The sequence below is a fragment of the Methanobrevibacter sp. genome (assembly GCF_017427765.1).
Lineage (GTDB): Archaea > Methanobacteriota > Methanobacteria > Methanobacteriales > Methanobacteriaceae > Methanocatella.
The window spans coordinates 17,780-30,376 of the sequence record NZ_JAFRSC010000003.1 but is presented as its reverse complement, the minus strand read 5'-3'; the positions used below and the strand labels follow the sequence as shown (position 1 = coordinate 30,376).

General features: G+C 34.8%; 11 protein-coding genes. 9 read left to right on the top strand and 2 right to left on the bottom strand.

Annotated elements, in window-relative coordinates; genetic code table 11:
- Positions 1-137 precede the first annotated feature (137 nt).
- Positions 138-1,463, bottom strand: a complete 1,326-nt coding sequence (locus IJL02_RS00455) for a hypothetical protein (protein WP_292808006.1) — start codon at positions 1,461-1,463, stop codon at positions 138-140.
- 173 nt (positions 1,464-1,636) lie between these two features.
- Here IJL02_RS00455 and IJL02_RS00450 point away from each other — a divergent pair, with 173 nt between their 5' ends.
- The 9 genes from IJL02_RS00450 to IJL02_RS00410 all read left to right on the top strand — a co-directional run bounded on the left by IJL02_RS00450 (position 1,637) and on the right by IJL02_RS00410 (position 11,892).
- Positions 1,637-2,086, top strand: a complete 450-nt coding sequence (locus tag IJL02_RS00450; RefSeq protein ID WP_292808004.1) for a hypothetical protein — start codon at positions 1,637-1,639, stop codon at positions 2,084-2,086.
- A 103-nt stretch (positions 2,087-2,189) separates the two neighbouring features.
- Positions 2,190-2,564 carry a helix-turn-helix transcriptional regulator gene (locus IJL02_RS00445; protein WP_292808002.1) on the top strand — a complete coding sequence of 125 codons (375 nt, stop codon included), beginning with the start codon at positions 2,190-2,192 and terminating at the stop codon, positions 2,562-2,564.
- A 19-nt stretch (positions 2,565-2,583) separates the two neighbouring features.
- A complete protein-coding gene (locus tag IJL02_RS00440; protein ID WP_292808000.1) occupies positions 2,584-5,145 on the top strand; it encodes a cation-translocating P-type ATPase in 2,562 nt (853 codons plus the stop codon).
- Positions 5,146-5,246: 101 nt separating this feature from the next.
- Entirely contained in the window at positions 5,247-6,605 is a 1,359-nt protein-coding gene (locus IJL02_RS00435) for an MATE family efflux transporter (RefSeq protein WP_292807998.1), read from the top strand.
- A gap of 204 nt (positions 6,606-6,809) precedes the next feature.
- The gene (locus IJL02_RS00430; RefSeq protein WP_292807996.1) at positions 6,810-8,417 is read left to right on the top strand and encodes an ABC transporter substrate-binding protein; all 1,608 of its coding nucleotides are present in this window, start codon (positions 6,810-6,812) and stop codon (positions 8,415-8,417) included.
- Between the two features lie 79 nt (positions 8,418-8,496).
- Positions 8,497-9,483, top strand: coding sequence for an ABC transporter permease (locus IJL02_RS00425; RefSeq protein ID WP_292808010.1), 987 nt, complete (start codon positions 8,497-8,499; stop codon positions 9,481-9,483).
- Positions 9,473-10,327, top strand: a complete 855-nt coding sequence (locus tag IJL02_RS00420) for an ABC transporter permease (RefSeq protein WP_292807994.1) — start codon at positions 9,473-9,475, stop codon at positions 10,325-10,327. Before IJL02_RS00425 ends, IJL02_RS00420 begins: the two co-directional genes overlap by 11 nt.
- A 15-nt stretch (positions 10,328-10,342) precedes the next feature.
- Positions 10,343-11,281: an ABC transporter ATP-binding protein gene (locus tag IJL02_RS00415; protein ID WP_292807992.1), complete on the top strand. Its 939-nt coding sequence runs from the start codon at positions 10,343-10,345 to the stop codon at positions 11,279-11,281.
- Positions 11,281-11,892 carry an ABC transporter ATP-binding protein gene (locus tag IJL02_RS00410; protein WP_292807990.1) on the top strand — a complete coding sequence of 204 codons (612 nt, stop codon included), beginning with the start codon at positions 11,281-11,283 and terminating at the stop codon, positions 11,890-11,892. Before IJL02_RS00415 ends, IJL02_RS00410 begins: the two co-directional genes overlap by 1 nt.
- Before the next feature lie 89 nt (positions 11,893-11,981).
- Here the strand turns inward: IJL02_RS00410 and IJL02_RS00405 are convergent, their stop codons facing one another.
- Entirely contained in the window at positions 11,982-12,596 is a 615-nt protein-coding gene (locus IJL02_RS00405) for an ABC transporter ATP-binding protein (RefSeq protein ID WP_292807988.1), read from the bottom strand.
- Position 12,597: the final 1 nt, after the last annotated feature.

Genomic DNA, 12,597 nt, shown 5'->3' with positions numbered 1-12,597 from the left:
CTGGTTCAATGGTCCTCTGCTTAGTAGATTTCATGCCTATTGGTCAAGGCAAATTCATATATTCATATAAATGGAAATGTTTTGACGAAACAATAGGCAGGGCCTAAGAATCTCCGGCTTCTTTAAGCCGGAGAGGTTCAACGAGCTTTCCAGTTTTCGGATTCATTTGCGGCTGAAACTTCAAAACCGTTCTGTTTACTCATAACATTTCCATTTGCCACGTCTGCAGCATATACCAATAATTCAGCTTCAATAGCAGGATCTTCGATGAATCTCTGATTTAATGGAGCTAAACCTTCATCGTCTGCTTTAGACATGGTGTCTTTAACATAATCAATAACGCCAGGGTCACGTGTTTGGACTGCAATACAGTATTGGTTATCGTTTCCATATAATGAGCCTTTTGTATCTCCGTCAAAAATATTAAAATGTCCCATTCTTAATGGATCAAGATTTTTAAAGAATATTTTATAGGCGCTATAGCCGTATATTCCGCCTAATGCATCGATATCAAATACGACACCGATTTTTTTAGGGTTGCTGTATTCTTTAAAGAATTCCTCTTTTGAAGGTGGTGCTTCAATTTTTGAAAGAACTTCTTCACTGATTCCTGCAGCTCTGAATTTTTCAAATAATTCTTCACGTTCTTTCATGGTATTGTCATAAGCTTTACTTAGTTCCATGTCAACAAAAGGATTTCCGGTAGTTGGTTCTGAATGAGATTTTGAACTGGGAGCACTTGGTGGTGTTGTTTTTTCTGGTTTTGGTGCGTTTGTGCTTGGTGGTGTTGTTTTTTCAGGTTCTGATGAGGAATCATTTTTGGAGAAAATATTTTTGATAAAACCAAGTCCGAATCTCTTTTTGGAGCTTTTTGTTGTTGATTTATTTTCTGCAGCAGGTTCACTTTTATCTTCACTGGAAGGAGATGAAAATCGTTCATTGATTTGTTTATGGGTTTTTCCAATGGTCTCTTCAGCTAAATTGACATACCATTCTTCAAGGGATTTGTCATCTGCTGTTTCGGTCATCTTTGCTTTTTTATAAAGCAGTTCCCATTTGTTTTGGTCTCCAACTCCGTTCAGTTTGGAGATTGCTATTAAAGCATAGGTATAGTTTGCATCGTGATGGCCCTGTTCTGTCCATTCGTTAAAGATTGTAACTCCATTTTTCCCGTCATTTTTTGTAAAGTCATTATAGAACTCTTTTGCAAAGTTTCTTTTACTGTACTGTTTTTTGGTTACAGGAATGTTTTTGAGCTTGTCTTTAATCACCATATTGTCCGGCTGCAACTCTACTGAATAGACGTCTCCGCAGTTATGGCACATTACAGAATCATCCATGTCATGTTCCGCCGCCATTTGCAAGGCGTTGATAAATGTCAGGGCGGTTCCGCAGTTTGGACAAGTGCCTTTGGCCTGCATATATACTTGATTGAACTCTTTATCCATTTCCTCTCGATTCATAATGTCTCCTCACGTTGATTTTTTGTGTTTTTTCGGATTTATAAAGTAAAAATGGTTCTTAAGTTTTTCAGTTTTGCTGAATTTTTTTTTAAGAAGCTTTTGACTTTAGATATACATATATATTTTTTTAGCCAAAGTAATATATAAAATTCAGTTAATTTTGGTGGATTTTCATGAAAAAAATTGTTGTTCCAATTATTTTGGTGATTTTAATTTTTGTAGGTTTATATGTAATCTATCTGGTTGATGAATCTCCATCAGCAATTTCAGGTAATTTTACTTCGCTGAATGTATCCTCAGAAGGGCCTTTGGAGCTTCGCGATATAATTCGGGATGTCAAAACAGCCAAATATTATGAAGGCTATGATAATGACACTGTAAAATGGATGGAATCTTTAGGAGATAAGAAGGTCTTCACTTCCAGCGATTACTTTGTGGTGATGGATAGTGGTGATGCAATGAAAATTCCTTCACAGTATGTGACTGATGCCTACATTGTTGAGTTTATAGACTGCAATGTCGTTGAAAAGCATTCTCTGGGCGATGTTAAGTATCCTCGTGATGTTCTGCTTGTTAATAATGTCGAGTATCAGGGTGAGGAAATTCACTACTTTGATGTCTGATATTATTATTTTTTTAAAATAACATATCATAATATCATGATATGAAAACATTTAAATACATAAACATATCATAATATGTAAATATATAATATATGTGATGACTATGGAAAATAATAATCTTGAAAATACAAAAGAGGATATGTGTGAAATATTCAACTCTCATGAAGATGCCGTTGCTCGTGTAAAAGAACGTATGCCTTCAGAAGATGAATATTCAGATTTATCAGAATTCTTTAAAATATTTGGAAATCCAACAAGATTAAAAATTATTTCCCTGCTTAGTATCGAAGATTTGTGCGTATGTGATATCTGTGAAGCACTTGATTTGAATCAGACTACTGTTTCAAATCAGCTCAGAATATTGCGTGCAAATAACATAGTAAAATATCAAAAAGAAGGAAAAATGGCAAGATACTCTCTTACAGACCTTCACATTGAAATGATTTACAAAGTAGGCCTAGAACATATATTAGAATAATTTTTAATTTGGTGATAGTATGGTAGCAAATAGATGTTATGATTCTGACTGTTTGGATGAGATTTGTCTAAATCCCAAACATTACAATTACATCTGTTTTGACCCGGAATGTGAAGATATTCATTGTGAAAATTCTAACCATTATGATAAACAGTTATTAAGAGATTTTCAAAAAAATACTGATTTAAGCGTATACGACCACAGAGAAGAAATAGACTATGATGAAGATGTTGATATAAACCTTTGCGGATGTCCTGACTGTGAAGATGACCATGATCACGAACATGACCATCATCATGAGCATGAGCACGGTCACGAGCACCATGAACACAATCATGCTCATGCTGAGGCTGATGTTTGTGTGGATGATGATTGTGGTTGTCATGATGGCCATGATCACGAACATGACCATGGGCATGACCATCATCATGAGCATGAGCACGGTCACGAGCACCATGAACACAATCATGCTCATGCTGAGGCTGATGTTTGTGTGGATGATGATTGTGGTTGTCATGATGGCCATGAGCATCACCATCATGAACACGATGAACCTGATTCCTGCTCTGATCCTGATTGTGACTGCCACGACCATGACGATGATGTGGAATTCAGCCTCTGCGGGTGTCCGGATTGTGCTGATGAAGATGACCATGACCATGACCATGGTCACGACGGAGAACTATTAGCTGAAGGAAAACCATTAATAGCCAATAGACCAATTCAAATCATCGTTGCAAGCGGTGTTCTCTTTGCAGCAGGTCATATTCTTGAATTTTTAGCATTTTCACCAACAATCGTAACTGTTATTTTTATGGCCGCCGCATTGATTGCAGGTTATGAGATAGCTATAATGGCATATAACTCTCTTGCAAAAAGGCACACTATTGGTCCGGCAATGCTGATGTGTATTGCATGTGTGGCTTCATTTATCATCGGACATCCTGAAGAGGGTGCAGCGGTAACATTCCTTTACTATATTGCAGAATTTTTAGAAGATTATGCCGAACACAGGGCAAAACGTTCAATAAAATCTTTGGTTGAAATTGCACCTGAAACCGCAAGAGTTAAAGTTGGAGATTCAGAAGAGCTTAGAAACGTTGATGATGTTAATATTGGTGAAGTCGTTATTGTAAAACCAGGGGATAAAGTTCCTTTGGACGGTCAGGTCATTTCAGGTTCATCATCAATTAATCAGGCTTCCATTACTGGTGAAAGTGTTCCTGTCTTAAAGCAAATTGGAGATAATGTCTTTTCAGGTACTGTTAATGAGGACGGTTATCTTGAAGTTGTCGTAACCAAAAAAGCAAAAGATTCTGTGATTTCAAAAATCGTAACTCTGGTTAAAAGATCACAACTTAACCGCTCTGAAACTGAATCATTGGTTGAAAAGGTTGCAAAGTACTATACTCCAGTAATGATGGTTGCAGCAGCATGTGTTGCATTTATTCCACCATTATTGTTTGGTCAGCCATTGGTCGACTGGGTTTATAAGGCTCTTTCACTTTTGGTAATTTCATGTCCATGTGCATTTTTAATCTCAACACCTGTAGGTATGGTATCTGCTATTACTGCAGCTACTAAAAATGGTGTATTGATTAAGGGCAGTACATATGTTGAAGAGATGCGTGGCGTAAAAGCAGTAATCTTTGATAAGACCGGTACTTTAACAGAGGGAAAACTTGAATTAAGCGAAGTTATAGTTTTGGATGAAAACCGCTCTGAAGAGGAAATCGTTAAAATTGCCGCTTCACTTGAACATCAGTCTTCACACCCGATTGCACAGGCTATCCTAAACTATGCAACATACAACGAAATTGAGTTTGAAGAAATCAGCGAGTTTAAAAACGTTCCTGGAAAAGGAATTATTGGTGATATTGGTGGTGAGCAGTTTTACGCCGCAAATGAGTCATTAATTGAAGGGTCTGAATTTAATATATCTCGTGAAGAGATAAATAAATTCTCAGCTGATGGTAAAACAATCATATTTGTTGGAAACGCTTCAAAAGTGTTAGGTATCATCACAGTGTCTGATAAGATTAGAAAAAATGCTTCTGAAGTAATCAAAGACTTGAACAGTCAGGGCGTTCAGACCATTATGCTTACCGGAGACAATAAAGTTGCCGCAAAAAGCGTGGCTGATAAAATTGGAATCAACTATGTCTACTCCAATTTGCTTCCTGAAGATAAATTAAACATTCTTGATACAATCAGAAATAAGTTTGGAGATGTGGCTATGGTTGGGGACGGTATTAATGACGCTCCGGCACTGGCACGTGCAAACATAGGTATTGCTATGGGTGCTGCAGGTTCTGATGTAGCTATTGAGACAGCGGATGTTGCACTGATGCAGGATGATATCTCAAAACTTCCTTATCTGTTTTCATTAAGCCGTAAAACAATGGGAATCATTAAACAGAATATTACATTGGCAATTTCTGTGAAATTATTATGTGTGGTATTGGCAATTTTAGGTATAATTACATTAATGATGTCTGTTGGTTTCGGTGATTTGGGATTGACTTTGGTTGTTATCCTAAACTCTTTAAGAATTGGAATGGTGAAAGATCCAATATTCTAATTCTTTTATTTTTTTTATTTTACTTTTTTTCATTATTTGAAGAAATGCTAGAATGTAATCTAACAATTAATTTATATGTGAATAAATTTTAATAATTACTTATGCAAAGTGGTGAAAGTTCAAATAGTGTAGATGTGATGCTTGGAAATCCCAAACGAGCTTTATTGAAGATGTCTATACCATTGATTATCTCACTGCTTATTTCCAGTTTATATAATCTTATTGATGCTGCCTGGGTGTCCGGTCTTGGTGCTGATGCACTTGCCGGTGTTGGTTTTTTTACTCCAATATTCATGATTCTGGTCGGTTTTGGAAATGGCCTTGGAGCGGGAGCTGCTTTTGCAATATCAAAATATGTTGGTGAAGACAATAAAGCAAAGGCAGACAATGCATCAATTCATTCGATTTTAATAGATGTTATTGTTTCCATTATTATAACAATTTTACTTTTAGTTTTTCTCATTCCAATACTTAATGCGATGGGTGCCGGTCAAACCATAGGCTATGCAACTGATTATGGAAATATCATTGTTTTAGGTTCAATAGTTATAATCCTTTCAAATGCTTTATATGGAATTTACAGGGGTGAGGGGGATTCAAAAAGGCCAATGTATGCCATGATTGCATCAGCGATTTTAAACATGATTCTGGATCCGATTTTCATTTACTCTTTAAATTTAGGCGTTAAAGGAGCAGCTATTGCAACGTTAATATCTGCTGCTTTTGTAATATTGATTTTGACATATTGGTTTTACATTAAAAAAGATACATACTTAAAGCCCAAATTATCCAATTTCAACTTTAATAGAGACATCAGCTTTGATATTGTAAAAGTTGGGATTCCTGCAAGTATCCAGCTTTTAAATAATGCATTTTTTGCAGCAGTTTTCTCGGCGCTTCTGGCATTTGTTTCGTCAACTGATTCGGTTGCAGTTTATTCAACAGGCTGGAGGATAGTGACAATTGGAACAACTCCTCTTTTAGCTATTGGGACTGCATTAATCAGTGTCATTGCAGCCAATTACGGTGCAAAAAATTATGAAAACATCAAAATAGCTCACAGATACGCAATGAAAGTTTCCATGGTTTTTGCCTTTGCAGTTGCAATTTTAACAAATGTCTTTGCAGGTGATATCGCTTCAGTTTTCGCATCTTCCGGATCAAGTGTCAGAATAGCTTCAGAACTAACCAGCTTTCTTCAATGGATTGTAATCTATTATCCGACAATGGCGGTCGGTGTTGCCTCAACATATGTGTTTCAGGGAATCGGTCGTGGAATTACGGCGATGTTTCAGACAATCATGCGGGAAACTGGTTTTACAATTGCTTTTGCAGTTTTATTTGCTATTGTCTTTAATTGGGGCGTTTGGGGAGCCTGGATGGGAATTGTTTTGGGTGAAGTTGTTTCAAATAATATCACTATGATTTGGGCAAATTCAGCTATTAAAAAACTAAGTTAATCTTTTTTTCAATCAAGCATCATTACTTTTTTCCATTATAAGTAATACTTTTTCGTAATTTTTAAATACTTTGACTGCAATATTATTATTTGTAATATCTTTTTTAATAAAAGTATTACTTTTTTCATATTTTTATATAATAAAGTATTACTTAATGGATATTATTTGGATTTTATTAAAAAGTAATTTTTATGAGGAAACAAAATGGACACAAAATATATTATCGGTGGAGTTGTGGCAGTTATTGCAATAATTGCTATAGCTGCAATTGCTTTAGGCGGAGGTAGCTCTGAACATGCTGCTAATGAATTGGTAGCTTGTGTTGCTGCTCACGGTGAAGAACCGGAATATGGTTTTGACCCAATGCATGGTTGGGGATATCACGATTCCGGAACAGAACCACTTATACAAAGTACAATACTTAAAAGAGACAAAGACAACAATTTCGTAAATGACTTGGCAACAAATTACACTATTTCTGATGATTATAAAACATATACAGTAAACATCCGAGATGACGTTAAATTCACAGATGGTTCTCAATTAACTGCAAATGATGTGGCGTTCTCCTACAATAAAGCTAAAGAATTGGGAGAAGGTGCTGATTTAAGTTCAATGAATAATGCTACAGCAGATGGAAATAAAGTAGTATTCACTCTTAACAAGTCTGATTCAACATTCATTAACAAATTAACTGATGTTGGAATCGTTCCTGAAGCTAATTATAATGAAGATTCATATGGTCAAAACCCAATTGGTTCTGGACCTTATAAATTAGCTCAATGGGATAAAGGACAACAATTCATCTTAGAGAAAAATCCTGATTACTACGGACAAGAACCATACTTCGAAAAAATAACCAATTTGTTCCTTGATCCTGATGCAGCATTTGCAGCAGTTAAAAACGGTGATGTGGACATTGCTGAAGTACAACTAGCATATGCGAATGAAACCGTACCAGGATATCACATGGAATACTTCGATTCTATTGATGTACGTGGTATTTCTTTACCAACTCAAATGGATACTGGAAAACTAAGTGAAGATAATATTACTATTGGTAACAATGTTACTGGAGACCCGGCAATCAGAGAAGCATTAAACATAGGTATTAACAGACAAAATTTATTGGATGGGGCATTCAATGGATACGGTAATGTTTCATACAATGGTGTGGCAAGTCAATTACCTTGGGCATTTGATTCCACCTTTAAAGATGGTGATGTTGATGGAGCAAAAGAAGTTCTTGCAAATGCCGGATGGAATGATACTGACGGTGATGGAATCGTAGAGAAAAATGGTACCAAAGCTTCATTTTCAGTATATTACAATGCAAAAGCAACTGAAAGACAAGCTATTGCTGTAGCTGTTGCAGAACAGGCTAAAGAAATTGGTATTGAAATTACTCCTGAAGGTGGAAGTTGGGATGATATTGATCCTAATAAATACTCTCAGGGAGTAGTATGGGGATTCGGTTCAGCAGATCCATTTGAAATCGAACACCAATATGATTCAAGAGTGGCTTGTGTAGGTTATGATAATTCTGAAGGCCTAAATGATTCTTCTGTTGACGCATTAATTGATTCAGCCATGGCTCAGGATATAAATGCTTCATACAGCACTTGGTCTCAAGCAGCTCAGCAAGCTACATCCAACTACCCATACCTGTGGGTTGGGACTGTTGACTACACTTACTTTGTAAGTGATGATTTAGATATTTCCAATAGTACTCACCTCATTTATCCACACGGTGGAGACATATGGGGTAATATCTATGATTGGAAACGTGTCAACACAACTGCAGATAAATAATTTAAATTAAATGATTTATTTTTCAATAAATCATTTTTTATTTCTTCTTTTTAAATAAAAGTTATATGAGTTGATTAAAATTAACAATAAAAAATTAGCAAAATTTTTAGGATATAAAGCTATTAGATTACTAATTTTATTAATTGTTATTGCAGCTATCAGTTTTATCATAGTACAGATATCTCCAATTGACCCTGTCAAAGCTTATCTTGGCCAAAGAATCATCAGTCAGGAACAATTAGCAATTATAGGTGAATATTGGGGAACAAACCTTTCATTGGGTGAAAGGGTAATAGGGTGGCTTCAAACATTGGCATCCGGAAGTATGGGTTTTTCATTAATATATAGAGTGCCTGTAACTGAAGTGATTATGCAGAAATTCACAGCTTCATTGACTCTTATGGTTGTTTCATGGATAATTTCTGCAGTTGTTGGTTTCGGATTAGGTGTAATTGCCGGTGCAAAAGAAGGAACATGGGTTGATAAAGCAATTAAGACTTATTGTTATATTTTGCAATCCACTCCTACATTTTGGATAGGATTAGTATTATTAATGGTTTTCTCTGTTTATTTGGGATGGTTCCCTATTGGATTATCAGTTCCAATTGGACAATTATCTGATACTGTAACGTTTTGGCAATGGTTATACAGGTTGATATTGCCTGCAATAACTTTAAGTATAGTTGGTATTGCTTCTCTTACAATGTACACTAGGGATAAACTTATCAGTGTTAAAAAAAGTGATTATTTCTTATTTGCTCAGGCTAGAGGTGAAAGTTTCTGGGGTACAATTAAAAATCATGGGGTAAGAAATATTTTACTTCCAGCAATTACAATTCAATTCTTATCATTTAATGAATTATTTGGAGGAACAATTCTTGTAGAGCAAGTATTTGCTTATCCGGGTATTGGTCAGGCAACTGTGGCTGCAGGGCTACGATCTGATGTTCCATTATTGCTTGGAATTGTTATTATCAGTACAATTTTTGTATTTGCAGGTAATTTTATCGCTGATTTGATATATCAATATGTTGATCCGAGATTAAGGAGTGAGGATGATGAGTGAAACACCATGGTATAATCGAGGATTAGTTAGTAGTCTTAACTTAAGACAAAAGACAATTTTAACTATTGCTCTTACTGGATTGGTTTTATTAATTATTTTCATTTGTGGATTGCTGACTAATGCTAATTTACCAACTGACTTTTCAATAAAGATGCAGCCTCCATCATTCCAACATCTTTTTGGTACTGATTGGATGGGTCGGGACATGTTTACAAGAACAATAAAAGGATTGAGCTTAAGTATTATGATTGGATTGGTCTCTTCAGTTCTATCCAGTATAGTTGCTACAATTTTAGCTTTCCTTGCAAGTGTAAACAAGTTTTGTGATGAATTTGTATCTTGGTTAATCGATTTGTTCGCATCAATACCTCATATATTATTGATTATGATGATATCAATTGGATTTGGTAAAGGTGCATTCGGTGTGATGATGGCAGTGGCATTTTCACATTGGGTAAACTTAACAAGAGTGCTCAGAGCGGAGGTACTGCAGATTAACACATCTGAATATGTTGCTTTATCTAAAAAATTTGGTAAAAGCAAATTGTGGATTGCAAAAGAACACATTTTGCCTTTAGTCTTGTCACAAATTTTCGTAGGAACATTATTAGTATTTCCACATGCAATCATGCACGAATCAAGTGTAACATTTTTAGGTTTCGGTTTATCACCTCATGAACCTGCAATTGGCATTATTCTTTCTGAATCAATGACTTATCTTGCAATGGGTTCTTGGTGGTTAGCTTTCTTCCCGGGTCTTGCATTATTGATTGTTGTATTGCTGTTTGATATTATAGGAGATAACTTAAAACGATTATTTGATCCTTCAGAGGCGAATAACTAGGATTTTGGTGATATTATGGGAAAGTTATTAGAAGTAAATAATTTATCAATATCTTTTACACAGTATGTTCAGGGATTGAATAGGCACGATTCCAAGGTAATATCCGATTTGACAATTGATGTTTTTGAAAGTGAAATTGTTGCTGTTTTAGGGTCTAGTGGTTCTGGTAAAAGTCTTTTAGCTCATTCTATATTGGGTATTCTACCATATAACTCTCATGTAACTGGTGAAATTAGATATAAAGGTAATGTTCTCGATCAACAAATGAAAGAACAATTAAGAGGAAAAGAAATATGCTTAATTCCACAATCAGTTAATTTCCTTGACCCTTTAATGAAAGTCTCCGAGCAAGCTATTGGCGAGTGCAAAGACGAAAATGAACATAAGCAAAAACAGATTAAGCAAAGAGAAATTTTTTCAAAATATGGTCTGGATGAGAGTGTGGACGATTTGTATCCTTTTGAATTGTCTGGAGGGATGGCAAGAAAAGTATTATTGTCTACAGCTTTAATTGGGGATCCTAATTTATTGATTGCTGATGAACCGACACCGGGCCTTGATGCTAAAAGTGTTGAGGAAACAATTAATGATATTAGAAACCTTAAAGATCATGGGAAAGGCGTTTTACTGATTACTCATGAAATTGATGTGGCTTTAAAAACTGCAGATAGGATTGCAATATTCTATTCAGGTTATGTTATTGAAATTAATAATATAGAAAACTTCAAAAACGCTGATAATGTATTACATCCATACACTAAAGCATTAATTAATGCTCTTCCAAGAAATGGCTTTAAATTAACTGAAGGAGTTCAGCCATTGGGTGAAGTTCATGGTTGTCCATATTGGGAAAATTGTCCGATATGTTTAGATCAATGTGAAAATAATATACCTGAGCTAGTTGAGCATGATGGTGTAATGATTAGATGTTTTAATTTTGAAGGAGGCAACTAATGGAACTTAAAGCTGAAAATATTTCTTTTTCGTATAATAAAAAAAGACAGATATTGAAAGATGTTTCATTATCTATCAATAGTAATCAAATTATTGGTTTAATTGGAGATAGTGGTAGCGGTAAATCTACATTATGTAAAATTATTGCAGGTTATATGGCTAATTATCAGGGAAGTGTTACTTTAGATGGTAATAAAATTCCAGATAAAGATTTTTATCCTGTGCAATTAATTTTTCAGCATCCAGAAAAGACCATGAATCCTAAATGGAAAATGAATAAAGTATTAAATGAATCATGGACTCCAACTCAAGAGTTAAAAGATACTTTTGGTCTTAAAGATAATTGGTTAACTCGTTGGCCAAATGAACTTTCTGGTGGTGAATTGCAACGTTTTAGTATATTAAGAGCACTTAATCCAAAAACAAAATTCATCATCGCTGATGAAATAAGTACGATGCTTGATGCAGTAACCCAGGTGCAAATTTGGGAAGCGCTTATCAATCATTGTAGGGCCAATAATATTGGAATACTTGCTGTTAGCCATGATCCTGAATTGCTTGATGTTGTTTGTAGTGATATTTTGTATTTTAATGAGATTAATAATCTCTAATTCTTTTATTTTTTTTGAATTTCTAAAAAAAGCAGTTTTATTTTATTTTTCTATGTTTAATTTCATAAAAAATAAGAAAATATTAATGATTAAACACCATTAATATCTTTAAAGTAGATTTTTTCATCACATATTGTTTCCACTAAAGGCATATCGTGACTTACAAGCAAAAATCCCATGTTTCTTTTTTTAACTATTTTTAAAACGGAATCTATGATTTGCGCTTGTGTAATGGCATCAAGCATTGTTGTCATCTCATCTGCAATCAGGAATTTTGTATTTGGATTCAAAGACCTTACAACGGAAAACCTTTGAAGCTCTCCTCCGGATAATTCCTGTGGAAATCTGGTCAGCCATGATTTTTGAATACCAAATTCGCTTAACATTTCATCACTGACATCATATGATTCTTCTAAAACTTGTTTCATTTTCCATTTGGGGTTCATTACCTTTTCAGGGTGTTGGTAAATTAACTGAACTGGTTTAAATCCTTTTTTAGGAAGTGGTTGGCCGTCTAATGTCACAGTACCTTCGTATTTTGTTATATATCCAGATAATATTTTACAGAATGTTGATTTTCCACTACCACTGTCTCCAATTAATCCAATGATTTTATTATTGTCTAATTCGATATCAATGTCTTTTAGTATGTATTTTTCAGCGGAGGGATATTTGAATGAAATATTTTCAGCTTTAAGTTTCATC

Coding starts and splice junctions, on each gene's coding strand:
- IJL02_RS00455 (WP_292808006.1), bottom strand. CDS start 1,463: ATGAATCGAGAGGAAATGGATAAAGAGTTCAATCAAGTATATATGCAG.
- IJL02_RS00450 (WP_292808004.1), top strand. CDS start 1,637: ATGAAAAAAATTGTTGTTCCAATTATTTTGGTGATTTTAATTTTTGTA.
- IJL02_RS00445 (WP_292808002.1), top strand. CDS start 2,190: ATGGAAAATAATAATCTTGAAAATACAAAAGAGGATATGTGTGAAATA.
- IJL02_RS00440 (WP_292808000.1), top strand. CDS start 2,584: ATGGTAGCAAATAGATGTTATGATTCTGACTGTTTGGATGAGATTTGT.
- IJL02_RS00435 (WP_292807998.1), top strand. CDS start 5,247: ATGCAAAGTGGTGAAAGTTCAAATAGTGTAGATGTGATGCTTGGAAAT.
- IJL02_RS00430 (WP_292807996.1), top strand. CDS start 6,810: ATGGACACAAAATATATTATCGGTGGAGTTGTGGCAGTTATTGCAATA.
- IJL02_RS00420 (WP_292807994.1), top strand. CDS start 9,473: ATGATGAGTGAAACACCATGGTATAATCGAGGATTAGTTAGTAGTCTT.
- IJL02_RS00415 (WP_292807992.1), top strand. CDS start 10,343: ATGGGAAAGTTATTAGAAGTAAATAATTTATCAATATCTTTTACACAG.
- IJL02_RS00410 (WP_292807990.1), top strand. CDS start 11,281: ATGGAACTTAAAGCTGAAAATATTTCTTTTTCGTATAATAAAAAAAGA.
- IJL02_RS00405 (WP_292807988.1), bottom strand. CDS start 12,596: ATGAAACTTAAAGCTGAAAATATTTCATTCAAATATCCCTCCGCTGAA.